We start from the raw sequence: 26,071 nt of genomic DNA on the forward strand, positions 1-26,071 counted from the left end.
CGCTTTGCCGGCGACATGGGATTTCGCGGGCCGCCGGCAGATCCGCTTTTGAAGCGCCGCCACCCGAATGATGTGCACAGCCAGGACCGCGGAGGCGGCCGTGCTTGACTTCGCCTCGAACCAACTGTCGAGTGACCGGGAGGCTTTGCGGGGGCACCAGCCGGACATGACGTCAAGCAGCGGAATTCCGGGCAACGCGCCGGACAATGACAAGGCGCCGTTCGGGCGCCCAGGCAACAGTCCGCACAACGGCCCAGATAGCGGATTGTCCTTCGTCCCGGTGGCATGGCTCATCTTCGTCATGGCGTGGTCGGTCTACGGTCTGGCGTCATCCTGGTGGCTGTTCGGGAATTCCGGCCTGCCGGACGACATCTTCTATTTCCTCATCGGCGGGCTCATCGTCGACGTCGTCACGATCCTGTGGGGGCTTTACCTGCTCGGCCTCGCCTTTGGCCGCTCAGCGCGCTTCCCGCGCCACTTCATCATCTGGCAGGCCGTTCTCATCATCTGGTCGCTGGCGAGGCAAGCCTATGTGCTTGCCTCGCCGAGCTTCGTTTTCTCCGCCGAGAACCTGGCCATCACCGGCGCCGAGATCGCCATCGGCCTGCTTTGCATCTACCTGCTGCGCCGCGGCTCCGGCGCCGAAACCGTCTACGCCAAGCCGGAGACCGAAGCGCCGTCGGTCTTCGTTTCGATTGTCGCGGCCGTGCTCGGCATCATCCTCGGCGCCGTCATCGGCGCCCTCGGCGGTTTTTTCGCCGGCTCGGTGATTGCCGATGTCGCCGAAGTAAGCTGCTTCGAGGGCGGCTGCGGATATTTCGCGGCGTTCATCGGTCTGGCCGGGCTGGTGGTCGGCGCCATCGTCGGCGGCATTCTCGCTGTCTGGCTCGTTCACCGGCGCAGGCGCAAGCCAGCCGTACAGGGGCCGGTCGCATAGGGCCAGCCGCATCGCATGGGGAGAGAACGCGCAAGCCCTCAAATTCGCGTATCGTGATTGCGGACCAGTCACACCCACTCTATTTGTCATTTCGGGACACGTGCCGGCGATCTCTTGGAAAGCGTCCAGGATCGGCCGGGGGAGAGCTTGATGTTTCGTTTCGTCTTTCGGCTAGCGGCCATGGTCGCGCTGTCGGTTTCCGTCATCATGGCGGTGCTCGACGCGACACGCACGGTGGCGGCCTCGGCGCTTGTGCTGACCCCGCTCAACGCAAGCTGGCTGGCCGTCTCGCCGGACACGCGGGCGGCCTTCGAAACCTTCGTCCGCGCCAAGGCGGGTCCGTTGCTGTGGGACGGCGCCATCGCGTGGGTGCTCAACCAGCCGGGATTTGCGGTGTTCGCGGTGCTGGCCTTCCTGCTTTACGCCATCGGCTACAGGCGGCAGCGGCGCACGGGGCAGTTCGCCGCCAACTGATCGATTTCCTGCTCCCTGCCCAGCGACGGGCCACCTTCCAACGGCTTGCGCGCAAGCATCGGACTGCGGCGCGGCTCGCCCGTGGCACGCTTTTCCAAAAGGTCAAAATTCCACGTGAATTTTGTTTCAGGCCGTGCCAGATTGCCCGGGAGCGGGAGGGGAATACACTCCTGGCTGACGTCGCATGCCTGCCGGTGAACCGGGCAGGCAAGCGGTGCGTAACGGAAAAAATAACCGACAGGGTGTGGATCACATGAAACGTATCGTTCTCGGCCTCCTGGCCGCAACCGCAATGGTTCTTCCGGCTTTCGCCGCGGATGTGCAGCCGGCCATCCTTTATGATCTCGGCGGCAAGTTCGACAAATCCTTCAACGAGGCTGCCTATCACGGCGCCGAGAAATTCAAGACCGAGACCGGAACCGCCTATGTCGAGTTCGAGGTCTCCAACGCTTCGCAGCGCGAGCAGGCGCTGCGCCGCTTCGCCGAGGACGGCCGCAACCCGATCGTCATGGCCGGCTTTGCCTGGGAGGATGCGCTGAAGGTGGTCGCCAAGGAATATCCTGACCTCAACTTCGCCATCATCGACGACGCCGTCGATCTGCCCAATGTCCGCTCGCTTGTCTTCAAGGAGAATGAAGGCTCCTATCTCGTCGGCATCCTGGCGGCGATGGCTTCGAAGACCAAGAAGGTTAGCTTTATCGGCGGCATGGACATTCCGCTGATCCGCAAGTTCGAATGCGGCTATGTCGGCGGCGCCAAGTCGGCCGGAGCGACCGACGTCATCCAGAACATGACCGGCGACACGCCGGCGGCCTGGAACGACCCGGCCAAAGGTGGCGAGATCGCCAAGACGCAGATCGACCAGGGCTCCGACGTGGTCTACGCGGCGGCCGGCGGTACCGGCGTCGGCGTGCTGCAGGCGGCGGCGGATGCCGGCAAACTTGGCATCGGCGTCGATTCCAACCAGAACGGCCTGCAGCCAGGCAAGGTGCTGACCTCGATGATGAAACGCGTCGACGTTGCCGTCTACACTGCCTTCATGGACGGCAAGAACGGCACCTTCAAGGGCGGCTTGCAAAATCTCGGCCTCAAGGAAGGCGGCGTCGACTACGCCCTGGACGACAACAACAAGGCGCTGGTGACCGACGAGATGAAGGCGGCGGTCGAAAAGGCCAAGGCCGACATCATCGCCGGCAAGCTCGAAGTGCACGACTACACCGCCGACAACGCCTGCCCGTACTGATCGGTAGGCACCAGGTTTCGAACCGCCGGGTGAAAGCCCGGCGGTTTTGTTTTTTGGAGGAATCTCGAAGGACGCTGAAGATTGGCGAAGGTCTCGGCGATATCCGATCTCCCCCCTTGCGGGGGAGATGCCTGGCAAGGCAGAGGGGGGTGCTGTCCCTCGGCCTAACAGCCAATTCGCCGTTATTCGGAAGTCATTCAGGTTGGCGATCCTTCACACCCCCCCTCTGGCCTGCCGGCCATTTCCCCCGCAAGGGGGGGAGATGGCAGTTCCGGCGTTACGGGTCCTTGTTCGCAAGAATCTTATTTGATTGGCTCGCAGGTCAGGGCAGAAGCGCGCTACCCGTCGACCAAAGCCCAGCGAGATAGCCAAGCGCGAAAACCGCAATCAGCACGATGGCGATGATGGCCCCGCGCCGGCCGCCAAGCGAATGCACGCCGACGCCATGGGGACGGTGCTCCAGCTTGCTGATCACCGGCGTCGGCTTCGCCCCGTCCTGGCCGACCACACGCATCTGCGGCAGTTCGGCGATGCGTTTCGTCACCAGCGCCCAGTGATCGGCGCCACCTGGCTTTTCGGCGCGGTCGAACATGTGCATGCGTTCGGCAAGCTGCACCACGGCGTCGCGGAAGGCGGGGTCGATTTCCAGATCGCGCTCGGCCCGTTCGCGCTCCGCGTCGTTCATGAGGCCAAGCACATAGTCACCGGCCCTTGCGATGCGGTCGCTCATGATTGCGCCCTCCCCTTTTTCCTCACCAATGTGGCGGCTTGGTCACCGGCACGTCGGGAGCGGACTGCTCCTCCAGCGCCAGGAAACGGTCGGTCAGCGCGTCGAGCTTGCGCTGCATGCGCTCGATCACCTTCCACTGCTCGGCAATCTGGCCTGACAGTTCCTCGATGGTCTTCTCCTGCTCGGCGGCGCGAATTTCCAGCGTCGTCAGCCGGTCGGCGGGCATGGTCATTGGCAATCCCTGGCTTTCATCAAGATGCTGATTTCGGCTCGTCATATTAGCGAATATGAAGGCCACCGACACGTTGGAAATTGACAAGCGCAGCGGGATTTGCCGAGAGTGGACGCCGCTCCGGCCGATTGGCATGGGCCGAGCGTCATGCTAGGCATTTTGACCAAGCGATAAAAAAATAAGAGTGGGACTGGCTGCATGGCGCAAGCCGCGATCGAACTGATTGGCATCAACAAGAGCTTTGGCGCCGTACGCGCCAACCGCGACATCAACCTGGAGATCGCGCGCGGCACCATCCACGGCATCGTCGGCGAAAACGGCGCCGGCAAATCGACGCTGATGTCGATCCTCTATGGCTTCTACCAGGCCGACAGCGGCGAGATCCACGTTGGCGGCAAGCTGGCATCGATCAAGACGCCCAACGATGCGATCGCGCTCGGCATCGGCATGGTGCACCAGCATTTCATGCTGGTCGACAATTTCTCGGTACTGGAAAACATCATCCTCGGCGCCGAAACCAACGCCTTGCTGAAGAGCAGCATCGCCAAGGCGCGTTCCGAGCTGGAGCGGCTCGAGCGCGAATACGGGCTCGAAGTCGATCCCGACGCCATCATCGAGGAACTGCCGGTCGGCCTGCAGCAGCGTGTCGAAATCCTCAAGGCGCTTTATCGCGGCGCCGATATCCTGATCCTCGACGAACCGACGGGCGTGCTCACGCCGGCCGAGGCCGACCATCTCTTCCGTATCCTCAAGCAGTTGAAGGAACAGGGCAAGACGGTGGTGCTGATCACGCACAAGCTGCGCGAGATCATGGCCATCACCGACACAGTGTCGGTGATGCGCCAGGGCACGATGGTGGCGACCCGCGAGACCAAGAAAACCACCGTCGGGGAACTGGCCGAACTGATGGTGGGGCGGCGCGTGCTGCTTCGGGTGGAAAAGGGCGAGGCGGAAGCCGGCGGCGTCAAGCTCGCGGTCAAGAACCTGACGGTCAAGGATTCCCGCGGCGTCACCATGGTCGACGACATCTCCTTCGACGTGCGCGCCGGCGAGATCGTCGGCATCGCCGGCGTCGCCGGCAACGGACAATCCGAACTGCTCGAGGCGATTTCCGGCATCAGGCGCGCCGTTTCAGGCTCTGTCATGCTCGACGGCACGCCGATCGACCTGACGGGTGCCGCCGATCCGGGCGAACTGCGCGACCGGGGCTTGGCCCATGTGCCGGAGGATCGCCACCATGTCGGGCTGGTGCTGGCCTTCGAGGAGAACGAGAATTCGATCCTCGGCTATCACGACGACCCGCGCTATCTCAAAGGGCCGCTGCTCAACATCGAGGCCATCATCGCCGATGCCAAGGACAAGATCGAGAAATACGACATCCGCCCCGGCAATCCGCGCCTGAAGACCGCCAATTTCTCCGGCGGCAACCAGCAGAAGATCGTGCTCGCGCGGGAGATGGAACAGGACCCCGGTGTGCTGATCGTGGGCCAGCCGACGCGCGGCGTCGACGTCGGCGCCATCGAATTCATCCACAAGCGCCTGATTGCCATGCGCGACCAGGGCAAGGCAGTGCTGGTGGTGTCGGTCGAGCTCGACGAGATCCGTTCGCTCTCCGACCGTATCCTGGTGATGTTTGCCGGCCGCATCGTCGGCGAGCGCGGCCCCGAGGCGACCGAAGGCGAGCTTGGCCTGCTGATGGCGGGCGTCGAGCGCCAGGAGGCTGCGGAATGAGCACGCCTTATGCCAAACTGCCGGCCTGGGCCGACTACGGGCTGATCCCGCTGATCAACCTGGCGGTGGCTTTCATCGTCGCCGGCTTCGTCGTGCTTCTGGTCGGCGAAAATCCGTTCCGCGCCGCAATCATCCTGGTCGAGGGCGCCTTCGGCAGGGGAACGGGCATCGCCTTCACCCTCTTCTATGCCACCACGTTCATCTTCACCGGGCTTTCGGTTGCGGTGGCGGCGCATTGTGGCCTGTTCAACATCGGCACCGAGGGGCAGGCCTATATCGCCGGCCTCGGCATCGCCATCGTCTGCCTGCCCTTGGACAGCGTGTTCCCGTGGTGGCTGACATTTCCGCTGGCGATCGTCGCTTCGGCGCTTGTGGGCGCGTTGTGGGCGCTGATTCCCGCCTATCTGCAGGCCAGGCGCGGGTCCCACATCGTCATCACCACCATCATGTTCAACTTCATCGCCGCCTCCATCATGGTCTACCTGCTGGTCGGCCCCTTGAAGCCGGCGGCCTCGCAAGCACCGCAGACGCGCAACTTCCTCGCCGGCGCCGAATTGCCGAAGCTCAACTGGATCATCGAACTGTTCGGCGCCAAGATCCGCTCGGCGCCGCTCAACGTCACCTTCCTGCTGGCGCTGGTCATGGCCTTCCTGGTCTGGCTGCTGATCTGGCGTACCAAGCTCGGCTACGAAATGCGCACCTATGGCCACAGCCCGAAGGCGGCGCGCTATGCCGGCATTTCGGAGACCCGCATCATCATCACCGCCATGATGATCTCGGGCGCGCTCGCCGGCATGATGGCGCTCAATCCGGTGATGGGCGACCAGCACAATGTCGCGATCGACTTCGTTTCCGGCGCCGGCTTCGTCGGCATCGCCGTGGCGCTGATGGGGCGCCTGCATCCGGTCGGCATCGTGCTGGCGGCGATCCTGTTCGGCATGCTCTACCAGGGCGGCGCCGAACTCGCGTTCGAGATGCCCGCGATCAGCCGCGACATGATCGTCATCATCCAGGGGTTGGTGATCCTGTTCGCCGGCGCGCTGGAGCACATGTTCAGACCATACATCCAGGCGCTGTTCGCCTCGTTCAGTCCGGGATCGGTCGGGATGGAAGCGGTCAAGGGAAAGGGTGCCTGAGATGGATGTCTTTATCGCCATCGTGCAGATACTCGACTCGACCATCCGCCTGTCGGTGCCGCTGCTGCTGGCCTGCCTCGCCGGCCTTTATTCCGAGCGTGCCGGCATCTTCGACATCGGGCTCGAGGGCAAGATGCTGGTCGGCGCTTTCGCCGGTGCCGCCGCCGCTTCCGTGTTCCATTCGGCCCTTCTCGGCCTCGGCATGGCCATCCTGATCTCGGTCGCCTTCGCGCTGGTGCACGGCTTCGCCTCGATTACACACCGCGGCAACCAGATCGTCTCCGGCGTGGCTATCAATTTCATCGCCGCCGGATCGACCATCATCCTCGGCCAGGCCTGGTTCCAGCAAGGCGGGCGCACGCCGGCACTCGGACCTGGCGAGCGGTTCGACGCGATCATCTGGCCCGGCGCCGAGGCGGTTCGCAGCGTGCCGATCATGGGCCCAATCTACGCGGAACTGATCTCCGGCCATTCGATTCTGGTCTATCTCGCCTTCCTGATGGTGCCGTTCACCTGGTGGGTGCTGTTTCGCACCCGCTTCGGCCTCAGGCTGCGCGCCGTCGGCGAAAACCCGGCTGCCGTCGACACCGCCGGCATCTCGGTCGCCTGGCTGCGCTACCGCGCGCTGATCTGCACCGGCATCCTCACCGGCGTCGCCGGCGCTTATCTGTCGATGGTGCAGAATGGCGGCTTCGTGAAGGACATGACCGCCGGCAAGGGCTACATCGCGCTGGCCGCGCTGATCTTCGCCAAATGGAAGCCGGTCAACGCCATGTTCGCTTGCCTTCTGTTTGGCTTCCTCGATGCGGCGGCAATCCGCCTGCAGGGATCACCGCTGCCCTTGATCGGCAAGGTGCCGGTGCAGTTCATGCAGGCCCTGCCCTATATCCTCACCGTCATCCTGCTTGCCGGCTTCATCGGCAAGGCGATCCCGCCGCGCGCCGGCGGCGTGCCCTATGTCAAGGAACGCTGAGACCGCACCAGCGGGAAATCGCAGCGGTCGAAATCGGCACCAGCTTTTTGAACAAGATCATGGGAGAGAAGTACTAAAATGTCGCATGATCTGTTCGAGGCGGCCAGGGCCGCCATGGCCAAAGCCTATGCGCCCTACTCGAAGTTTCCGGTGGGTGCTGCCTTGCGCACCGAGGACGGGCGCGTCTTCACCGGCGCCAACATCGAGGTCGCCTCCTATCCCGAAGGCTGGTGCGCCGAGACCACCGCGCTTGGCCACTACATCATGGGCGGCGGCGGCAAGATCGTCGAAATCGCCGTCCTTGCCGAGCGCATGGCCAAATGCTCGCCTTGCGGCGGCTGCCGCCAGCGGCTGGCCGAATTTTGCCGGCCGGAAACCAAGCTCTACCTCTGCGACAACACCGGCGTCGCCGAGACCGTGACCATGGGCGACATGCTGCCCTACGGTTTTCGCGGCGATATTCTCAAGTGAAAGATCGGCTCCAATGAAGGGCAGGTTGGAATGATCGAAAAGGCCGTGGATCGTCTTATCGAAAAGCTGGACGGCTTGGCACCGACCACGGCGCTGGTGCTGGGTTCGGGCCTCGGCGGCTTGGTCGACCGGATCGAGAACCCGATCCGTGTCTCCTATGCCGACCTGCCCGGCTTCCCCAGAAGCGGCGTCAGCGGCCATGCCGGCGAAGTGGTGGCCGGGCTGTTTGCCGGCACGCCGGTGCTGATGCTGTCCGGCCGTGCTCACTATTACGAGCATGGCAATGCCGCGGCGATGCGACCGGTGCTGGAAGTGCTTGCCGGCATCGGCATCACCAAACTGATCCTCACCAACGCCGCCGGCTCGGTCGATCCCGAGATGCTGCCGGGCTCGATCATGCTGATATCGGACCATATCAACTTCTCCGGCACGAATCCGCTGATCGGCGAACCGAGCGATCGCCGCTTCGTCGGTCTCACCGAAGCCTATGATGCCGGCATCCGCAAAGCGATTGAACAGGCCGCGAAGGCAACCGGCACGGCGCTGCACAAGGGCGTCTATATGTGGTTTTCCGGCCCGTGCTTCGAAACGCCGGCCGAGATCCGCATGGCGCGCATCATGGGCGCCAACGCCGTCGGCATGTCGACCGTGCCGGAGGTCATCCTCGCCCGCTTCCTTGGCCTGCGCGTCGCCGCCTGCTCGGTCATCACCAACCTGGCAGCCGGCATGACCGGAGCCGAGCTTTCGCACCAGGAGACCAAGGACATGGCGCCGGTCGGCGGGTCGCGGCTGGCGACGGTCCTGCAGCGTGTGTTTCGCGACGGACTGCTGGAGACCTGATGCTTCCGCAGGAAATCATCCGGCACAAGCGTGACGGCCAGAGGCTGCCGGCTCGTGAGATCGCTGCCTTCATCGACGGCGTCACGTTGGGCACCGTCACCGATGGCCAGGTCGCGGCTTTCGCCATGGCGGTGTTCTTCAACGGCATGAGCCGCGACGAGGCCGTGGCGTTGACGCTGGCCATGCGCGATTCCGGCGACGTGCTCGACTGGTCGGATCTGCCGGGTCCCGTCACCGACAAGCATTCAACGGGCGGCGTCGGCGACAATGTCTCGCTGATGCTGGCGCCGATCGTTGCCGCCTGCGGCGCCTATGTACCGATGATATCGGGTCGTGGCCTCGGCCATACTGGCGGCACGCTGGACAAGATGGATGCCATCCCCGGCTATGCCAGCCAGCCCGACATCGCGCTGTTTCGCAAGGCGGTGCTGGAAACGGGTTGCGCCATTATCGGCCAGACCGCCGATCTCGCGCCGGCGGACCGCCGGCTTTACGCCATTCGCGACGTCACCGGAACCGTGGAATCGGTGCCGCTGATCACCGCCTCGATCCTGTCGAAGAAGCTGGCCGCCGGCCTCGGCTCGCTGGTGCTCGACGTCAAGGTCGGCAATGGCGCCTTCATGGAGAAGTCGCGCGACGCGACCGCACTCGCCAACAGCCTGGTCGAGGTCGCCAGCGGCGCAGGGTTGAAGGTCTCGGCGCTGATCACCGGCATGAACGAGCCGCTGGCGTCCGCCGCCGGCAACGCCGTCGAGGTGCGCAACGCCGTCGATTTCCTGACCGGCCGTTTTCGCGACCGGCGGCTGGAGGATGTGACGCTGGCGCTGGCGGCCGAAATGCTGCAGTCGGCGGGACTGGTATCATCCAACCAGGACGGCATGCGGCGCGCCGCGGAGACGCTTGTCAGCGGCCGCGCTGCCGCCACCTTCGCGCGCATGGTGTCGGTGCTCGGTGGCCCCGCCGATTTCATCGAGAGACCGGAAAAATACCTGGCCGAGGCGGCAACCGAATTAGCGGTCAAGGCAACGACCGACGGCTTCGTCACCGGCATCGCCACCCGCGACATCGGCCTGGCGGTGGTTGGCCTGGGCGGCGGGCGCACGCGGCCGGACGACAAGATCGATCCGGCGGTCGGCATCACCAGGCTGCTGCCCATCGGCGCCGAGGTGGGGGCTGGCGAGCCGCTGGCGCTGGTGCATGCCCGCTCGCCATCCGATGCCGAGGCCGCGGCCGCAACCGTGCTTTCCGCCTACACCATTGGGGCTTCGAAACCACCGGCGGATAAAACTGTCATGCGGCGGATTCTGGCGCGCGGTTGACCGGGCCAAACCCTTCCTATTGGGCGAGCAGCAAGGTGCCGTTCTCGGCCTGGTATTTGCCAAGCCTGTTGAGGAAGCTCATGCCGATCAGGTTGGTGTGCAGCGCCTTGTCGTCGAGCACGATGGCCTGCACGTCATTGACGGTGATGCTGCCTATCTGCAGCCGATCGATCATCACCACGGCCGCCTTGATGGTGCCGTTGGCGGTGCTGACCTCACGGCTGAAATCGGACGGATTGAGCGACAGCCCGATCCTGCGCGCCGTCGAGGTATTGACCGCGACCAGTGTCGCGCCGGTGTCGATCATGCCATCGACCTGACGGCCGTTGAGCTTGAAGGTCGATGAAAAGTGTCCGCGCTCGTCCGCCGCGACGACGACCTTGCGGCCGGCCGGCTGCGGCGCCACCGGCTTGTCGGGCACCGATGCCAGGTTGATGTCCGGCTGGGCCTGAGCCTCGGCGTCGGGCTTGGCCGTAACCGCCGATCTCAGAAGGTTTTCGAAGACCTGCGGATTTGACTGGTAGACAACCGGGATCGACGCCGATGTGCCGGCAAAGACACTGAAGATGAGAAGTTTGCGCAGCATGGATCGGCCTTTGTGAGTACCGATCCTTTAGCGCCGGATGGTGTTTGCCGCTTTAACGGGCGCTAAAACCGCGCCGTTGCGTAAACATTTGGTAAATTATTTGGTCCCGTACATGCGGTCGCCGGCGTCGCCGAGGCCGGGCATGATATAGCCCTTCTCGTTGAGCTGGCGGTCGATGGACGCGGTGAAGACCGGAACGTCGGGATGCGCGGTGGTGAAGCGCTCGATGCCTTCGGGTGCCGCCAGCAGGCACAGGAAGCGGATGTTGGTGGCGCCGCGCTCTTTCAATTTGTCGATCGCCGCGATCGCCGAATTGGCTGTCGCCAGCATCGGATCGACGACGATCACCAGCCGGTCGGCCAGATCGCTCGGCGCCTTGAAGAAATACTCGACTGCTTCCAGCGTTTCGTGATCGCGGTAGAGGCCGACATGGGCGACGCGAGCCGCCGGCACCAGGTCGAGCAGGCCTTCCAGCAAGCCGTTGCCGGCGCGCAGCACCGAGGCGAAGACCAGCTTCTTGCCCTCGAGCGTCGGCGCTTCCATGGTCTCCATCGGCGTTTCGATCGTCGTCGTCGTCAGTTCGAGATTGCGGGTGACCTCGTAGCCGAGCAGCAGCGATATTTCGCGCAGCAACCGCCGGAAGCCGGCCGTGGAGGTCTCCTTCTTGCGCATGATGGTCAGCTTGTGCTGGACAAGCGGATGGTCGACGACGGTGACGCCCTTCATGATGTTCTCCTCATGCGTGTCGCCCTATGCGCGCAGGCGCGGCAGGCAGCTCGGACGACCCTAGCGGCTATGCGCCGGCCAAGGAACCGCCTGGGCTCGGTGGACCACAGATTTCGCAGAAATCAGCGCGCCGCCGCGTTCAGCCGGGCAAGAAGCGCGGACTTGGTCTTGCGATCGACGAAAGCGGCCTCGATCGCCGTTCGGGTGACGGCGGCCAGCGCCTTCTCGCTCATCGCGAAATGTTCGGCGGCGATGTCGTATTCGCGCTTCAGCGAGGTCCAGAAATAGGGCGGGTCGTCGGAGTTGAGCGTCACCTTGCAGCCGGCGGCCTTGAGCGCTGGAAACGGATGATCGGCAAAGCTGTCGAACACTTTGAGCGCGATGTTGGAACCCGGGCAGCACTCCAGAACGACGCCTTCGTCCGCGATGCGCCGGACAAGGTCCGGGTTTTCGATGGCGCGCACGCCATGGCCGATGCGCGAGGGACGGATATGGTCGAGCGCTGCCTGGACAGTCTCCCAGCCGGTCAGTTCGCCGGCATGGACGGTGATGCCGAGCCCGGCCTCGCGGGCGATCTCGAAAGCCCTGACATAGTCCTCCATGTCGCCCATGCGCTCATCGCCGGCGACACCGAAGCCGGTGACCAGCGGATGCCCGCAGCGCGCCGCGAAGCGCGCCGCCCGCTCGATCGATTCCACGCCGACATGACGCACGCCGGTGACGATCATGCGGCCCTCTATGCCCGTCTTGGCCTTGGCGCGGAGCATGCCTTCGCCAAGCGCGTCGGTATAGGCCTTGGGTGACAGCCCGGCTTTCGCCGCGTGGTCCGGCGAGGTGAAGACCTCGGAATAGATGGCGCCGTCGCGGGCCAGGCTGGTCAGATAATGGTCGGCCAGCCGCGCATAATCCTCCTCGGTCCGAAACAGATCGGATGAGAAGTCATAGGCCGCGAGAAAGGACGTGAAATCATGCCAGACGAAGGAACCGTTCTGGATATAGGGCGAGGTATCCTTGCCGTATTTCTGCGCCTGGCGGATGACGAGTTCGGGCGCCGCTGCCCCTTCGATGTGGCAGTGCAGTTCCGCTTTCAAAGGCATTCAAACATCCCGTCGGTCAGTCCAGGTCCTTGAAAACCAGCACCTGGAAGCGCGGCTGAACACCGCGCCTTAAACAATAGCGCCCGCACCATCGATCGGCTATGGTCCCGCCGGTTTTATGACGGATCAAAAAAATGTCAGTTGAGAGAACCACGGCCTCGGGCGGCATGGAAACCTCCTATGGTTTCAAGCGTGTAGGGGAAGGCGAAAAGCAGTCCCTGGTCAACGATGTTTTCCACAAGGTCGCCAACCGCTACGACCTGATGAACGATCTGATGTCGGGCGGCCTGCACCGGCTGTGGAAGGATGCCATGGTGACGTGGCTGAACCCTCCGAAAAGAGTGGGCTGGAAGGTGCTCGACGTGGCCGGCGGCACCGGCGACATCGCGTTTCGCATCGTCGACGCAAGCCATGGCAACGCACATGCCACCGTGCTCGACATCAATGGCTCGATGCTCGCTGTCGGCCGCGACAGGGCGCAGAAGAAAGGCTTGTCCGGCAACACCGACTTCGTCGAGGCAAATGCCGAGGAACTGCCTTTCGCCGACGCCACTTTCGACGCGTACACCATCGCTTTCGGCATTCGCAACGTGCCGCATATCGACGTCGCTCTGGGTGAAGCGTTCCGCGTGCTGAAGCCGGGCGGCCGTTTCCTGTGCCTGGAATTTTCCGAGGTCGAGATGCCGCTGCTCGACAAGGTCTACGAAGCCTGGTCCTTCAACGCCATTCCCAAGATCGGCAAGATGGTCACCGGCGACGGCGAGCCCTATTCCTATCTGGTCGAATCGATCGCGAAATTCCCCAACCAGGCAAACTTTGCCTCCATGATCACGCACGCGGGCTTCGACCGCGTTTCCTTCCGCAATTATTCCGGCGGCATCGCGGCACTGCATTCGGGCTGGAAGCTTTGAGGTTCGACCGCATTTCCCATCCTCGATATGGCTCCAGTCGGTTCCTTGAACCGACCGGATGGATGCAGCCATGAGCAGCGTCGGCGCCGGTTTCAGGCTCGTGCGGGCCGGCTGGGTGCTGGTGCGCGAGGGCGTCGTCGCCGCCTTGCCGGGCGAGGAACTCTCAGGCCTGCCGAAACTCGGCTGGCGGCTGGCGCGCCTGTTCACCCGCCGCCGCGCGCTGGCCTATGAGCGCAGCGACCGGCTGGCCAAGGCAGTGGTCCGGCTCGGACCATCCTATGTCAAGCTCGGCCAATTCCTGGCGACACGGCCCGACGTCGTCGGCAACGACATGGCGCTCGATCTCGCCATGCTGCAAGACAAGATGCACACCTTCCCGAAGGCCGAGGCGGTCGCGGCCATCGAGGCTTCGCTCGGGCGCAAGATAGGCGATCTCTACACGCAATTCGGCGATCCGGTCGCCGCTGCCTCGATCGCCCAAGTTCATGCCGCTGAAACCGTCCAGGCTGGCGCCGTGACCAAGGTGGCGGTCAAGGTGATCCGGCCGGGCGTGCGCCGCCGCTTCTTCCAGGACCTCGAAAGCTATTTTCTGGCCGCGCGCCTGCAGGAGAAATACATCCCGTCGTCACGCCGGCTGCGGCCGGTGGAGGTGACCGAGACGCTGGCGCAGACCACCAGGATCGAGATGGATCTGCGCCTCGAGGCGGCGGCACTCTCGGAACTCGGCGAAAGCACCAGGAATGATCCTGGTTTTCGCGTGCCATCCGTCGACTGGGAGCGCACCGGCCGTGACGTGCTGACCATGGAGTGGGTCGACGGCGTCAAGATGAACGACATTGTCGGCCTCGAAGCCGCCGGCCACGATCTGAAGGCGATCGCCGCTAACCTCATCCAGTCCTTCCTGCGCCATACGCTGCGCGACGGCTTCTTCCATGCCGATATGCATCCGGGCAATTTGTTCGTCGAAGCAAACGGCACCATCGTCGCCGTCGATCTCGGCATCGCCGGCCGGCTCGGCAAGAAGGAGCGCCGCTTTCTCGCGGAAATCCTCTACGGCTTCATCACGCGCGACTATTTGCGCGTTGCCGAAGTCCATTTCGAGGCTGGCTACGTTCCGCGCCAGCACAATGTCTCGGCCTTCGCGCAGGCGATCCGCGCCATCGGAGAGCCGATCCATGGCCAGCCGGCCGAAACGATTTCGATGGCCAAGCTTCTGACGCTGCTGTTCGAGGTGACCGAGCTCTTCGACATGGCGACACGGCCCGAACTGATCCTGCTGCAGAAGACCATGGTGGTGGTCGAGGGCGTGGCGCGTACGCTCGATCCGGGCTTCAACATGTGGAAGACGGCCGAACCGGTCGTCGGCGGCTGGATATCAGGCAATCTCGGCCCGCGTGGCCTGATGGCCGATGCGCGCGACGGCGGCAAGGCGATGCTGGCGCTGCTTCGCCAGGTGCCTGAGCTTGCGGTCCGCACCGAGCGGCTGTCGCGCGAGATCGACTTGATGGCCGAGCACGGACTGCGCTTCGACGAGGCCACCGCTCGCGCCATCGGCAAGGCCGAAGCGCGCTACAGCCGCTCCGGCCGCGTCGCGTTATGGGTGATCGCGCTGACGCTGGTCTATATCGCCTGGAAGATCTTTTAGGCTCGGCTATCGCCATAGCGCCATAGCTTGCGAGCATTTGATTGCATTGATACCATTGCAATCGATCAATCTCGGCAAAGTGCAATCATATGGCTAGCATCACGATCCGCAATCTCGACGATGAGGTCAAGGAACTGCTGCGCCGACTGGCGGCGGACAATAACCGTTCCATGGAAGAACAGGCGCGGGTGATGATCCGGGCCGCTGTCGACGGGCAGATCGGGCCGGCCCGTATCGACCAGATCGGGCCAGCCCGTATCGACCAGATAGAAAAGACCCTGCGCGAGCTGACCAGCGTGCACGGTACGGCGATCCCGGCTGCCGCCCCGGCAGGCAAGATGTCGCCGCGCGGTGCCCTTTCCGGCAAACGCATCCTGCTCATCATCGGCGGTGGCATCGCCGCCTACAAATCGCTCGATCTCATCCGCCGGCTGCGCGAGCGCGGTGCCAAGGTGCGCGTGGTCATGACACTGGCGGCGCAGGAATTCGTCACCACATTGTCGGTCGGCGCGCTCTCGGCCGATCATGTCTTCACCGAACTGTTCGACCGCAACGACGAGCACGATGTCGGCCACATCAGGCTGTCGCGCGAAGCCGACCTTTTGGTGGTCGCTCCCGCCACCGCCGACCTGATGGCCAAGCTCGCCAACGGCCATGCCAACGATCTTGCCTCGACAGTGCTCATCGCCACCGACAAGCCGGTGCTGATGGCGCCGGCCATGAACCCCAGGATGTGGTCACACCCCGCCACCCGCCGCAATCGCGCGACCCTGGGCAAGGATGGCGTCGGCTTCGTCGGCCCGGCCAAAGGCGAGATGGCCGAGAGCAACGAGGCCGGCGAAGGCCGCATGGCCGAACCGCTGGAGATCGTGGCCGCCGTCGAGGCGCTGCTCGATGTCGGCCCCAAGCCGCTGGCGGGGCGCAAGATTATCGTCACCTCCGGCCCGACGCACGAGCCGATCGACCCGGTGCGCTATATCGCCAACCGTTCGTCCGGCAAGCAGGGCCATGCGATCGCCGCCGCATTGGCAAGGCTTGGCGCCGACGTGCGCCTCGTCTCCGGTCCTGTCGGCATCGCCGATCCCGCCGGCGTGAAGACCATCCATGTCGAGCGTGCACAGGAAATGCGTGACGCGGTGGAACAGCTCCTGCCCGCCGACGCGGCGGTGTTCGTCGCCGCCGTCGCCGACTGGCGCACCGAAAATTCAGCCGATGAAAAGATCAAGAAGGTGGCTGGCGAAGGGCCACCGGTACTGCGCATGGTCGAGAACCCCGACATCCTTGCAGGGGTCGGCCATCACAAGCAGCGGCCCCGCCTTGTCGTCGGCTTCGCGGCCGAGACCCAGGATCTCCTGCGCAACGCCGAGGCCAAGCTCAGGAAGAAGGGCGCCGATTTCATCGTCGCCAACGACGTGTCGCAGGAAAGCGGCATCGGCGCTTCGGGCGTGATGGGCGGTGATCGCAACCGGGTGCGGATCGTGTCCGAGGCCGGTGTCGAGGAATGGCCCGAGATGACCAAGGACGAGGTGGCGGCACGGCTCGCCGCCCTCATCGCCGAGCGGCTGAAAACGATCGCCGTCAGAGCAATTCCAGGAAAAGTGTGAACGGTTTTCCCGGGAAAAGCGCGTAGCGCTTTCCCTTGGGAATTGCGTCAAAACAAAGAGTTAGAGCAGTTCACCGGTTCCGTTGACAGTGAACTGCTCCGTCAATTGGACAGGAGTTCCGCGGTTCGAGCCAGCGCCCCACCGAAACCGTTGAGTGGAATGGAGAAACTCACCGCCTGGCCGGTATCGGCGGCGAAGGCGTCGATCTTGAGCGTCGTGCCCGTCTTGAGCAGCGGCGTGGTGTTGGCATCGAACGCCACCGGCACCAGGCAGCCGACCGCCTGACACGTGTTGAATGACAGGCTGCCGTCGAGTTTCTGGTCGTCGATGGTCAGGCTGACGCCCTTGGCGAGCGCCAGTCCGAACGGCAAGGCGAGCGTACCCGTCGCGTCATCGCCGGTCTTGCTCGACAGTTCTATCGCCAGCAGGCGCTGGTTGTTTTGCTTGTTGAACTGTTGATGCGACAGGCTGCAGATCTTGTTCGTGCCCGATATCTGGCAGTTGACGGTCCAGTCGCCATGGGTTTCGGACAGTGCCGATGCCCCGCCGGGCAGTTGTGGCGCATCGGCTGCCGGCGGCGCCGCCACCTTGTCGCCCTTGGTTTGCGCCGCCGCTGCCGGCAGGCCGGCGATGCAGGCGGCACCCAGCATCGCCACGAAATACACGGACTTCCGCATCAAGATCTCTCCCGCCCAGCTCCGCCTCGAGCCAGCCTGGAAACCGACCTTGAGAGACGCGCTGACTGCATTCTGTTTGACCGTTTCCCCGAAAGCGCCGTTGTACCTGACGGACACGCCGACACCATTGACGCCATTCGTTTCGAGACCGGCGCCAACCCGATAGAGCGGCGAATCGATCGCTTCCGTCAAGTGCAATGCTGGGTTGCCGGGCAGATTCTCCGCCGCCGCGAAGGCGATCCATGTGCCGGCCATGGCATCGCCGGACAAACGCCCTATATGCAAGGGATGAACAGGATTTTTTGCAGGAACGAGCGAATGTCAGCGCGTCGAACACCGGCGGCCATTGCCGCGGCGCTACTGGCCGCTGTGGTCCTGGCGGGCTTTGGTCAATCTGCTTCCGCGCAGATCGTCATACCCTCGGCCAACGGCAATGCCCAGATCCAGCAGAACGACCTGCAGGCCTTGCAGAACCGGGTTCAGCGCCAGCAATTCCAGCAGCAGCAGCAACAGTATCGTGCCCAGGACCGCGTGATCGTCCAGCCGCCGCAGCCGGTCGTGCCGCGGGTCAAGCCGAGCTGTCAGACGCAGATAATTGGCAACACCGCCGTGAGCACCTGCCGCTGACAGGCGGCTACCTTCTTTTATTTAGCCGACTTACATGGTAGGGGCCTTCAAGTGCCCCTGCGGCAGTTTGGGTTTTGCAAAGATGCCGCATCACGCTATGGGGCACTGCACCGACTGGATTTTTACGAATGGCAGCCACCAAGAAAAAGGCCGTGCGCAAAGCCAAGAAAGGCGAGAGGATCCGCCAGGTGGCGGCTATCCCCTTTCGGCTGAACGCGCACGGCGGCATCGAGGTGATGCTGGTCACATCGAGAACGACGAGACGCTTCATCGTGCCCAAGGGCTGGCCAATGAAAGGCAAGAGCGGGCGCAAGGCGGCCACCATCGAGGCGCAAGAGGAAGCCGGCGTGCTCGGCAGGACGCTGAAGCAGCCGGCGGGCCTCTATTCCTACTGGAAGCGGCTGGCCAACCGTTTTGTCCGCGTCGACGTCATCGTCTATCTGCTTGAAGTGACGGAAGAGCTTGCCGACTGGCAGGAAGCCAAGCGGCGGCAGCGGGCCTGGCTGGCGCCGGCCGACGCGGCGATGCTCATCGATGAGCCCGATCTCTCGACGCTGGTGAAGACCTTGAAGCTTCCCGAGCCCCTGCCGGTCGACGCTGCCTGAGGCAAGGCCATGGGCAAGCGCACCATCGCCGAGGTCGTCGAAAGCGACGGCATTGCAGCCGCTCTGCCGGCGATCGGCGTCAATGCCCAGGGCTATGGGATCGCCATGCCGCAGCCCTTCGATGCCTCGGCGGTGCGCTCGGCCCGAGAAGCACTCCAGCCACAGCCGACACCGCCGATCCTTGAGCCGATCAGGCGCGCAAGCTGCGCCGCAAGGCGGGCCAAGGTCTCCAATCCAGGTTTTAAGGCTGCCGCTCCAGCAGGACGATCGGGGCGTCGTGATAGCTTGTCCGAACCACTTCCCGGTAGCCGCACTTCGTCGCGACGTTCAATGAGGCGGTATTCTCCGGATCGATGATGCAGACGGTTTTCGTGCGCCCGAATGTCTCTTCACCCCATGAAAGCACGCGGCCGACGACCTCGGTGGCAAGGCCGGCGCCATGCACCGTCGGCGCCAGCGCCCAGCCAGCCTCCGGGATACCCTCTATCGATGGCTGGATATCGCGCTTCAGGTCATGAAAACCGGCCTCGCCGACGAAGCGGCCCGTCGCCTTCTCCTCGATGGCCCAGAAGCCGTAGCCGAGCAGCGACCATAGGCCGGCGTGGCGCAGGAAGCGGATCCAGCTTTCCTCGCGCGTGCGTGGCTTGCCGCCGATGAAGCGGGTGACGATCGGATCGGCCCACATGGCGACATAGGCATCGAAATCGCCGAGCCGATGCGCCCGCAGGATGGTTCGCTGCGTCTCGATGACCGGAACGCCGTGCGGATTGTTCATGATGATCTGCCTCGCTGGTCGTCAGCGCTTATCAAATCGCCGCTGCGGCGCAAGGGCCAGGGCGACACGCGCCATCGTCCAGGGCGCCGTGGCGCTACACAAGCTCGCTCTGGGAATTTTGTCCGGGAGTGTTATTTTCCCGGCAGGCGGATTCAAGCACCCTTCTGGTGCCGTCATCAAACCCAAGGGAATGAGCATGGACACCACTGACCTTGTGCTTGCCATCGTCCATCATCTGCTGGTGTTTTCCCTTGCGGGCACCATCGGCGCCGAGTTCGTGCTGATCCGCGGCGACCTCGCCGCCGCCACGCTCAAGCGGCTCGCTGGCATCGACCGCCACTATGGCATCATCGCTGCGCTGATCATCATCGTCGGCATCGGCCGTGTCTTCTGGGGCCTCAAGGGTTGGGAATTCTACGTCTACAACTGGGTGTTCTGGGCCAAGATGGCGGCGTTTGGTGTTGTCGGCCTGCTGTCGATCATCCCGACCATCCGTTTCATCTCCTGGAACAGGCAGGCCAGCGCCAATCCAGCCTTCGCCGTACCAGCAACCGAACTGGCTTCGGTCAAGACCTATATCCGCGCCGAAGCCTTCGTCTTCCTGCTGATCCCGGTCTTCGCGGCGGCGATGGCGCGCGGCTACGGCTACTAACCAGCGGCAACCGTTTCGAGCGGAGCGATCGGCACCAGGGGCGCCGGAATGCTGGTCGTCTTCACCTCCGCCTTGCAGATGTCGGCAATGACGCAGGCCGGGCAATCCGGTTTGCGCGCCTTGCAGACATAGCGGCCATGCAGGATCAGCCAGTGATGCGCATGGCGCATGTATTCGTCCGGGATTATCCTTAGCAGCCCCTGCTCGACCTGCTCCGGCGTTTTGCCGGGCGCCAGCCCGAGCCGGTTGCCGATCCGGAAAATATGCGTGTCGACCGCCATCGTATGCTGGCCGAAAGCCATGTTGAGCACGACATTGGCGGTCTTGCGTCCGACCCCGGGCAACTTGACCAGCTCGTCGCGGTCGTCAGGCACCGCGCCGCCATGGTCGCGGATCAGCGCTTCGGACAACGCGATGACGTTCTTGGCCTTGTTGCGCCACAGGCCGATGGTTCTGATGTGGTCGCCAACCTTGGCCTCACCCAGCGCCAGCATCTTCTGCGGCGTATCGGCGGCCTTGAACAGGGCTCGTGTCGCCTTGTTGACGCCGGCATCTGTCGCCTGCGCCGACAGCACCACCGCCACCAGCAGCGTGAAGGCGTTGATGTGTTCGAGTTCGCCCTTCGGCTCCGGCCGCTGGACGGAAAAGCGCCGGAATATCTCGTGCACTTCGGCCGGGCTGTAGCGCGACGAACCCCGTGCCGGACGTGGGCGTGGTTTGGCGTTCGAGCCGTCACGCCGGCCGGGAGCGAGTTCTTTTTTGGGCATGGAAGACTCTTTGGACTTGGGGCTCGCCATTCCCTTCCTATAATATCCAGTCATGAGCGACACAAACGCCTCATTCCAGGCCGACGAACCATTCTTCCAGGCACTGCTGACCCCACACCGGTCGCTGGGCAGGACGGGTTTCTTCGTGCTGATGGGAGCGCTGCTGTTCGGCTGGCTGGTGACGGGCGCGTTTTTCCTGTCGCGCGGCGCCTGGCCGGTGTTCGGCTTCTTCGGCCTCGACGTGGTTGCCGTCTACATCGCCTTTCGCGTCAACTATCGGGCTGCCCGCGCCCGCGAGGAGGTGTCGGTCTCCCGCACCAGCCTCGACATCCGCAAGACCGCACCCTCCGGAAAATCGGAAGCGCATCGCTTCAATCCGTTCTGGGCAAGGTTTTCGGTCGCCCGCCACGCCGAGATCGGGATCACCAAAATGACGGTCGAGGGGCAAGGCCAGAACGTACCAATCGGCGGCTTTCTCGATCCCGAGTCACGCGAGAGTTTTGCCACAGCCTTTTCACTGGCGCTCGCGACCGCCAAGACGCGCTAGTAGCTCTGCGCAGAGGATTTGACGGGTTGCGCGCGACCTGGTGCCCAGTCCTAATGTCGGTGGGTTCGGCTCCCCTGGATGGGCAGCTTTTGGTGAACCGATCAGTCAGCTTCCGGGCTGACGATGCGATAAAGCGGACTTCCAATGTTTGCAAAAAATCTGTCGCGCAAGTCTGGTTTCTTTAGGTTTTCGTCTGTTCATAGGCCATGAATAGATCGGTTACGAGAACGCCGTTGATCCGCATCCCAGTCAAATCGGCGTCTTTGATGTCTGAATTTGCCAATGTGACATCGCGTATGGTCAATCGCGATAGATTTGCGTTCGTGATGGTGGTTCCGGACAGATTGACGTTGTTAAAGCGCGCGTCTGCAAGGCTGATATCGTCAAAAAGCGCTTCGCTTAAATTGGTGTCGGTGAATTTTGCCTTAGTCAAAACTGCGTAAAATCGTGCGTCTGCGAGGTTTACACCATCGAAATGAGCGCCCGACATATCGGCCCGCTCGTAATGCATTCCCTGCATCTGAGGGCCATCAAATGGGTTGTGTTCTTGATGATCGCTCATTGTTCCTCCGGTCAATCATGATTGGGCCTAAAGAATGCCAGATTGCACAGTCATTTGCGACCGTCGAATCTGAAATTGAAAAGAGCCCATGCCAGTTTGGCATCGCGAAATTCCCCAAAACATGCGACAGCTTTGGCCACCTTGGCGCCCGGAATGAGGAACGTCATTCATAACGACCAGCGGCAGAGAAGGGTCGAATGCGGCCCATCGTTCAACCCGGGGAACTACGGCAAACAACGTATTCAGAACCTGTAGCGCAAAAGCCTGCCGATCTTGCGCAATGCGGGAATGTGCTTCCAGAGGCGAACGAACAGCTTGGCGGGCCAGCCCATGCGGGCGGCGTGTTCGGGCTTGTAGGCTGGGATATCCTCGACGAACCGCAGCTTCGGAATCGCCAGTTCCAGCTCGTGCGGATCCTCGATCGCCCAATGGACCTCGGCGCCTGTCGCCCTGACCGCCGGATTGAGGCGAAGCAGCTTCAGGCCGAAACGGCTATAGGCGTCGAATATCAGCTCGCCGCCGGCAAGATGGGAGACAAGCCTCGAAAGCAGGCGTGGCCCTTCTTCGGCCGGGAGATAGGGCGTCAGCCCCTCCGCCACGACGATGGCTGCGCGGTTGCGCGGCATTTCAGCCAGCCAATCGGGATGGGTCAGCGACGAACCGACCAAATGGTAGCGATCGCGTGGCGGGTAAAGTTTGCGCCTGAGTTCGATGGCCTCGGGATAGTCGACGTCGAACCAGTCCACGCCTGATGGTGGATCGACCCGAAAGACACGCGTATCGAGCCCGCAACCCAGATGCAGCACGATGGCGCCGGGATTTCTGGCTAGAAAATCCTGCACGTGGACGTCCAGTGTCTTGGCCCGGATCGCCAGGCCGATGCCAAGATTGACGTCGACCTTGAGCCTGGCAAAATCATAGTCGATCTTGCCAACCGCCTCGTCGGCAAAATGGTCCTCCAGCAGCGAATTGGGCAGCCGGCTCTCCAGCGCCTTGCCGTAGAGCGTCATCAGCAAGGTTTCCCTTTCCCCGGTCAGATGCACTTTCTCGCCAGCCATCGGTGCCTCGTGGTTCGAAATTGGGTGTCTATCTGGGTATGCGCCGCAAGAAGGCAAGTTTCGGGTGGCGATCGGCGCCCCAAGGGGCGATATTCCGGCTCAAGGAGATGCTTCCATGAGCACACACACAGCAGTCCTCGAGAAGGACATCACGCCGCAAGGCAGCGACTACGAGATCGTGCGCCGCGCCATCGAGAAGATCAGCCTCGACTACCGTGACCAGCCATCGCTGGAAGAACTGGCCGAAGAGGTCGGCGAGACACCGACCGGCCTGCAAAAACTCTTCACCCGCTGGGCCGGCCTGTCGCCCAAGGCGTTCCTCCAGGCAGTGACGCTGGACCATGCGCGCAGATTGCTCGATTCCGGCATGCCGCTGCTTGAAACCTCGTTCGAACTTGGCATGTCCGGCCCCGGCCGGCTGCATGACCTGTTCGTCACCCATGAGGCGATGTCGCCGGGCGACTACAAGACGCGCGGCGCGGGCCTCACCATCCGCTACGGCTATCACCCCTCGCCGTTCGGCACCGCCCTGATCATGGCCACCGACCGCGGACTTGCCGGCCTTGCCTTCAGCGATCCGGGCGAGGAGCGCACCGCCTTCGCCGACATGTCAAGCCGCTGGCCGAACGCCAACTATGTCGAGGACATGGCCGCGACCGGCCCCTATGCCGCGCGCATCTTCGACCCGACGCTGTGGCGTCCCGATCAGCCGCTGCATGTCGTCATGATCGGTACCGACTTCCAGGTTCGTGTCTGGGAGGCGCTGCTCAAGATCCCGATGGGCAAGGCCCGCACCTATTCCTCGATCGCCGCCAGCATAGGCGCGCCAAGCGCCAGCCGGGCGGTCGGCGCCGCCAACGGCGCCAATCCGCTCTCCTTCGTGGTTCCCTGCCACCGCGCCATCGGCAAGTCCGGCGACCTCACCGGCTATCACTGGGGCCTGACCCGCAAGCGCGCCATCCTTGGATGGGAGGCCGGGCAAGTGTCGACGTGAATGTCGATTTTTCTATTTTCGCCGAAGAAATATATAAATGCCGTTCTGATTGAGTATTACTGCGATTGTTGTTCCGAATTTTCCTTTATGCAACCAGCAACAACCTATGGTTATTACGAATGTTATTTTCGTCTATTATTTAAGTTAACGCTAAATTAACCACGATACCGCGATGATGACCTGTATTAATTCGGGCGAGCCGGCTTGATAGGAGGGTCTCGATGCTGTCGTTTCGCGCCGCCTTCGGCGCCGCTCTGCTGGTTGTCTGTTTTGACCGGGCCGCATTGGCCACAACGCAGAACGTCACTTTCAATGGCACGATCAACCCGACCTGCACGCTTGTCGTTGCCACCAATGGCACGATGATGGTCAGTCCCGATCTCCAGTCCCTCAGTTCCCACAACAGCGGCGGCTCAGCCGGAACCGTCACGCTGACGACAACCGGAGGCGTGTCGCTGAGCGTCGATCCCGTCACCACCACCACGGTGCCGTCCGCCGACACCACCTCGACCACCTGGACGCCGACCTACTTCGCCGCCGGCGCGCATTCCATCGCCGAGACCGGCTCGGCCACCAGCATCGGCACACCCGGCGCCGACCTCGTCTCGGTCCATCTCGCCGGCACCAAGGGCGGCAGCAACCGCTTCGCGAACGGAAACTATCAGGCAACGGTCACGCTGCGCTGCGAATAGCGTCATCGCGAAGGAGGTATCCTTGAAACAAGCTCGAATCCTGATGGCCCTGACTCTCGGCTTGCTGCCGATTGCCGCCGGCGCCCAGTCGATGTCGCCGATGCGCGGCGAGGTCAACAGCTTCACCGACGTCTTCGCGGTTCGCGTTTTCCCGGCCAATCCCTACGATCGGAAGATCAAGGTCGAAATCCATGTCTACGATCAGGATTTTGAGCCGGTGGACGCCAGGATATCTCCGCCTGCCTTTCAACTCGCTTCCCAGGCTTCCCGCCCTGTCCTTGTGGTCGTGCCCTTCGACGGCGCCGCCGAGCGTAAAGTGCGTATCTGTACCGAAAGCATCCCCTTCCCCAATCAACAGACGCAGATAAGGGCACAGATATGCGGAAAGTTTTTTGGGCGCCGCAAGTCCTGACAGCCGCGCTCGCGGCCGCGTCGGCGGGGATCAGTCCGGTGCTGGCCGAGGATGTCTACAACCTCAACCAGAACGAGAGCGGCTTCAACCTGCCCGGCGTCACCTTGCCCCAGGGCCAGGACGAGGTTCATGCCGCTGACGGCACCACCTGCCGCTCGGCGGTTTCGGGAAGCGGCGCCTATCTCGATCTCGGCGTCATCAGAGGCAACAGCCAGTCGAACAATGACGTCGCCACCTACGGCCGCGTGGTGATCCCGATCGGGCGTACGCCCAAGCGTGTCGATTGCAGCCGCCTCTACGAACTTGAGGTCGAGCGCCTGCAGCTGGAGCTGAAACTTCTCAAGATGGGCCTCGGTGCCGACGGCCAGACGGCGAGCGTCGCCGCCGCGCCCACGGCCGCGTCACCTGGGTGGGCCAATGAAGGCTGGAGCATCAGGACCGGAAATGGCGACGGCAGGAAAAAGAAGAAGAAATAACCGCGCGCTGCTGGCGATTGCCGCACTTGCCGGCCTTTGCCTTCCGGCGCAGGCCGCTATCATCGGCACTTGCACCATCATGGTCGGGGGATCGGGGACGATGACCGCCAATCCGGCCATCGGCATACTGAGTTCCAAGCAGGCAGGCGGATCGAGCGCGAGCGCGACCATCGTGGCAAGCTCGCTGCTGTGCTCCCTGTTCAACCTGCTGGACTGCTATTCCGTTTCGGCCCCAGCGCCTGCCGCATTCTCGTCCGCGCCGAGCGGCGGCGGCACCAACGTGACCTTTGCCTCGGTCTTCCGCCTCGATGGTGCCGGGGTCGACAACACCGGCAGCGTGGCGCAGAAGGTCGTCAACGGAACGCACAGCATGCAGGTCGACCTCATCGCCACCAAATCGAGCGGAATCTTTCCTGCCGGCAGCTATCAGGGCACGGTCACCGTGCGCTGCGAATAGGCTCCGGCAGGACAAATCCGGCTGGACCACTCGCGTGGTCTGGCAAGCTGCGGCCTTACAGGCTAGCTTCCCGCGCGATTGGAGCGACGTGCGTCGGCAGGATGCGCAAGCGACG

General features: G+C 63.3%; 31 protein-coding genes. 21 read left to right on the forward strand and 10 right to left on the reverse strand.

Annotation, left to right across the window (positions count from 1 at the left end; genetic code table 11):
• Positions 1-100: 100 nt before the first annotated feature.
• From FJ978_RS06235 to FJ978_RS06245, 3 genes are all read left to right on the forward strand, one after another.
• Positions 101-937: a DUF2569 domain-containing protein gene (locus FJ978_RS06235; RefSeq protein WP_140571023.1), complete on the forward strand. Its 837-nt coding sequence runs from the start codon at positions 101-103 to the stop codon at positions 935-937.
• A 150-nt stretch (positions 938-1,087) separates the two neighbouring features.
• On the forward strand, positions 1,088-1,411 hold the full coding sequence (locus tag FJ978_RS06240) for a hypothetical protein (RefSeq protein WP_013893048.1): 324 nt from the start codon (positions 1,088-1,090) through the stop codon (positions 1,409-1,411).
• Between the two features lie 253 nt (positions 1,412-1,664).
• Positions 1,665-2,654 (forward strand): BMP family ABC transporter substrate-binding protein, encoded by a 990-nt coding sequence (locus FJ978_RS06245; protein ID WP_013893047.1) that lies wholly within the window; start codon positions 1,665-1,667, stop codon positions 2,652-2,654.
• Between the two features lie 322 nt (positions 2,655-2,976).
• Here FJ978_RS06245 and FJ978_RS06255 read toward each other — a convergent pair whose 3' ends face one another.
• Both FJ978_RS06255 and FJ978_RS06260 read right to left on the reverse strand, forming a co-directional pair.
• Complete coding sequence (locus FJ978_RS06255) at positions 2,977-3,384, reverse strand: hypothetical protein (RefSeq protein ID WP_140571025.1); 408 nt, start codon at positions 3,382-3,384, stop codon at positions 2,977-2,979.
• A gap of 22 nt (positions 3,385-3,406) precedes the next feature.
• Positions 3,407-3,616, reverse strand: a complete 210-nt coding sequence (locus FJ978_RS06260) for a SlyX family protein (RefSeq protein WP_013893045.1) — start codon at positions 3,614-3,616, stop codon at positions 3,407-3,409.
• Between the two features lie 198 nt (positions 3,617-3,814).
• Between FJ978_RS06260 and FJ978_RS06265 the strand changes: the two genes are divergently transcribed.
• From FJ978_RS06265 to deoA, 6 genes are all read left to right on the forward strand, one after another.
• Complete coding sequence (locus tag FJ978_RS06265) at positions 3,815-5,347, forward strand: ABC transporter ATP-binding protein (RefSeq protein WP_013893044.1); 1,533 nt, start codon at positions 3,815-3,817, stop codon at positions 5,345-5,347.
• Positions 5,344-6,483: an ABC transporter permease gene (locus FJ978_RS06270; RefSeq protein ID WP_140571027.1), complete on the forward strand. Its 1,140-nt coding sequence runs from the start codon at positions 5,344-5,346 to the stop codon at positions 6,481-6,483. The genes FJ978_RS06265 and FJ978_RS06270 overlap by 4 nt, the downstream gene beginning before the upstream one ends.
• A 1-nt stretch (position 6,484) precedes the next feature.
• Positions 6,485-7,456, forward strand: a complete 972-nt coding sequence (locus tag FJ978_RS06275) for an ABC transporter permease (protein ID WP_140571029.1) — start codon at positions 6,485-6,487, stop codon at positions 7,454-7,456.
• Between the two features lie 78 nt (positions 7,457-7,534).
• Positions 7,535-7,927, forward strand: a complete 393-nt coding sequence (gene cdd / locus FJ978_RS06280) for a cytidine deaminase (RefSeq protein ID WP_023779295.1) — start codon at positions 7,535-7,537, stop codon at positions 7,925-7,927.
• Positions 7,928-7,957: 30 nt separating this feature from the next.
• The gene (locus FJ978_RS06285) at positions 7,958-8,767 is read left to right on the forward strand and encodes a purine-nucleoside phosphorylase (RefSeq protein WP_140571031.1); all 810 of its coding nucleotides are present in this window, start codon (positions 7,958-7,960) and stop codon (positions 8,765-8,767) included.
• Complete coding sequence (gene deoA, locus FJ978_RS06290; RefSeq protein WP_140571033.1) at positions 8,767-10,086, forward strand: thymidine phosphorylase; 1,320 nt, start codon at positions 8,767-8,769, stop codon at positions 10,084-10,086. The genes FJ978_RS06285 and deoA overlap by 1 nt, the downstream gene beginning before the upstream one ends.
• Positions 10,087-10,102: 16 nt before the next feature.
• Here deoA and FJ978_RS06295 read toward each other — a convergent pair whose 3' ends face one another.
• The 3 genes from FJ978_RS06295 to FJ978_RS06305 all read right to left on the reverse strand — a co-directional run bounded on the left by FJ978_RS06295 (position 10,103) and on the right by FJ978_RS06305 (position 12,495).
• Positions 10,103-10,672 (reverse strand): TIGR02281 family clan AA aspartic protease, encoded by a 570-nt coding sequence (locus tag FJ978_RS06295; protein WP_013893038.1) that lies wholly within the window; start codon positions 10,670-10,672, stop codon positions 10,103-10,105.
• A gap of 96 nt (positions 10,673-10,768) precedes the next feature.
• Positions 10,769-11,398, reverse strand: a complete 630-nt coding sequence (gene upp, locus FJ978_RS06300) for a uracil phosphoribosyltransferase (protein ID WP_013893037.1) — start codon at positions 11,396-11,398, stop codon at positions 10,769-10,771.
• A gap of 122 nt (positions 11,399-11,520) precedes the next feature.
• Entirely contained in the window at positions 11,521-12,495 is a 975-nt protein-coding gene (locus tag FJ978_RS06305; RefSeq protein WP_140571035.1) for an adenosine deaminase, read from the reverse strand.
• Positions 12,496-12,629: 134 nt separating this feature from the next.
• Between FJ978_RS06305 and ubiE the strand changes: the two genes are divergently transcribed.
• The 3 genes from ubiE (at position 12,630) to coaBC (ending at position 16,655) form a co-directional block, all read left to right on the forward strand.
• Entirely contained in the window at positions 12,630-13,406 is a 777-nt protein-coding gene (gene ubiE, locus FJ978_RS06310; RefSeq protein ID WP_140571037.1) for a bifunctional demethylmenaquinone methyltransferase/2-methoxy-6-polyprenyl-1,4-benzoquinol methylase UbiE, read from the forward strand.
• 70 nt (positions 13,407-13,476) lie between these two features.
• Positions 13,477-15,051, forward strand: a complete 1,575-nt coding sequence (gene ubiB / locus FJ978_RS06315; protein ID WP_140571039.1) for a 2-polyprenylphenol 6-hydroxylase — start codon at positions 13,477-13,479, stop codon at positions 15,049-15,051.
• A gap of 89 nt (positions 15,052-15,140) precedes the next feature.
• Positions 15,141-16,655, forward strand: a complete 1,515-nt coding sequence (gene coaBC / locus FJ978_RS06320) for a bifunctional phosphopantothenoylcysteine decarboxylase/phosphopantothenate--cysteine ligase CoaBC (protein ID WP_210241436.1) — start codon at positions 15,141-15,143, stop codon at positions 16,653-16,655.
• A 101-nt stretch (positions 16,656-16,756) separates the two neighbouring features.
• Here coaBC and FJ978_RS06325 read toward each other — a convergent pair whose 3' ends face one another.
• Positions 16,757-17,332: an invasion associated locus B family protein gene (locus tag FJ978_RS06325; RefSeq protein WP_041164583.1), complete on the reverse strand. Its 576-nt coding sequence runs from the start codon at positions 17,330-17,332 to the stop codon at positions 16,757-16,759.
• A gap of 318 nt (positions 17,333-17,650) precedes the next feature.
• Here FJ978_RS06325 and FJ978_RS06330 point away from each other — a divergent pair, with 318 nt between their 5' ends.
• Positions 17,651-17,959 (forward strand): hypothetical protein, encoded by a 309-nt coding sequence (locus FJ978_RS06330; protein WP_140571041.1) that lies wholly within the window; start codon positions 17,651-17,653, stop codon positions 17,957-17,959.
• 128 nt (positions 17,960-18,087) lie between these two features.
• Positions 18,088-18,564 carry an NUDIX hydrolase gene (locus FJ978_RS06335; protein WP_013893030.1) on the forward strand — a complete coding sequence of 159 codons (477 nt, stop codon included), beginning with the start codon at positions 18,088-18,090 and terminating at the stop codon, positions 18,562-18,564.
• Between the two features lie 241 nt (positions 18,565-18,805).
• Here FJ978_RS06335 and FJ978_RS06345 read toward each other — a convergent pair whose 3' ends face one another.
• A complete protein-coding gene (locus tag FJ978_RS06345) occupies positions 18,806-19,339 on the reverse strand; it encodes a GNAT family N-acetyltransferase (RefSeq protein ID WP_140571043.1) in 534 nt (177 codons plus the stop codon).
• A gap of 196 nt (positions 19,340-19,535) precedes the next feature.
• Here FJ978_RS06345 and FJ978_RS06350 point away from each other — a divergent pair, with 196 nt between their 5' ends.
• On the forward strand, positions 19,536-19,991 hold the full coding sequence (locus FJ978_RS06350; protein ID WP_140571045.1) for a DUF2214 family protein: 456 nt from the start codon (positions 19,536-19,538) through the stop codon (positions 19,989-19,991).
• Here FJ978_RS06350 and nth read toward each other — a convergent pair.
• The gene (nth, locus tag FJ978_RS06355; RefSeq protein ID WP_140571047.1) at positions 19,988-20,788 is read right to left on the reverse strand and encodes an endonuclease III; all 801 of its coding nucleotides are present in this window, start codon (positions 20,786-20,788) and stop codon (positions 19,988-19,990) included. The genes FJ978_RS06350 and nth overlap by 4 nt on opposite strands.
• 22 nt (positions 20,789-20,810) lie before the next feature.
• Here nth and FJ978_RS06360 point away from each other — a divergent pair, with 22 nt between their 5' ends.
• Positions 20,811-21,305, forward strand: a complete 495-nt coding sequence (locus FJ978_RS06360) for a DUF2244 domain-containing protein (protein WP_140571049.1) — start codon at positions 20,811-20,813, stop codon at positions 21,303-21,305.
• A gap of 181 nt (positions 21,306-21,486) precedes the next feature.
• On the opposite strand, the gene FJ978_RS06365 is transcribed toward FJ978_RS06360, so the two are convergent.
• The gene (locus FJ978_RS06365; protein WP_013893025.1) at positions 21,487-21,867 is read right to left on the reverse strand and encodes a pentapeptide repeat-containing protein; all 381 of its coding nucleotides are present in this window, start codon (positions 21,865-21,867) and stop codon (positions 21,487-21,489) included.
• A 242-nt stretch (positions 21,868-22,109) separates the two neighbouring features.
• Positions 22,110-22,925: a class I SAM-dependent methyltransferase gene (locus tag FJ978_RS06370; RefSeq protein WP_013893024.1), complete on the reverse strand. Its 816-nt coding sequence runs from the start codon at positions 22,923-22,925 to the stop codon at positions 22,110-22,112.
• A gap of 115 nt (positions 22,926-23,040) precedes the next feature.
• On the opposite strand from FJ978_RS06370, the gene FJ978_RS06375 reads away from it, so the two are divergent.
• The 5 genes from FJ978_RS06375 to FJ978_RS06395 all read left to right on the forward strand — a co-directional run bounded on the left by FJ978_RS06375 (position 23,041) and on the right by FJ978_RS06395 (position 25,956).
• Positions 23,041-23,919: a bifunctional helix-turn-helix domain-containing protein/methylated-DNA--[protein]-cysteine S-methyltransferase gene (locus FJ978_RS06375; RefSeq protein WP_013893023.1), complete on the forward strand. Its 879-nt coding sequence runs from the start codon at positions 23,041-23,043 to the stop codon at positions 23,917-23,919.
• Between the two features lie 221 nt (positions 23,920-24,140).
• Positions 24,141-24,611 (forward strand): hypothetical protein, encoded by a 471-nt coding sequence (locus FJ978_RS06380; protein WP_013893022.1) that lies wholly within the window; start codon positions 24,141-24,143, stop codon positions 24,609-24,611.
• Between the two features lie 22 nt (positions 24,612-24,633).
• Complete coding sequence (locus FJ978_RS06385; RefSeq protein WP_013893021.1) at positions 24,634-25,023, forward strand: hypothetical protein; 390 nt, start codon at positions 24,634-24,636, stop codon at positions 25,021-25,023.
• Positions 24,990-25,499, forward strand: coding sequence for a hypothetical protein (locus FJ978_RS06390; protein WP_013893020.1), 510 nt, complete (start codon positions 24,990-24,992; stop codon positions 25,497-25,499). The genes FJ978_RS06385 and FJ978_RS06390 overlap by 34 nt, the downstream gene beginning before the upstream one ends.
• Positions 25,468-25,956 carry a hypothetical protein gene (locus FJ978_RS06395; RefSeq protein ID WP_140571051.1) on the forward strand — a complete coding sequence of 163 codons (489 nt, stop codon included), beginning with the start codon at positions 25,468-25,470 and terminating at the stop codon, positions 25,954-25,956. The genes FJ978_RS06390 and FJ978_RS06395 overlap by 32 nt, the downstream gene beginning before the upstream one ends.
• Positions 25,957-26,071 lie beyond the last annotated feature (115 nt).

Origin of the sequence: Mesorhizobium sp. B1-1-7, assembly GCF_006442705.1 — a bacterium.
In the GTDB taxonomy this organism is placed as follows: domain Bacteria; phylum Pseudomonadota; class Alphaproteobacteria; order Rhizobiales; family Rhizobiaceae; genus Mesorhizobium; species Mesorhizobium opportunistum.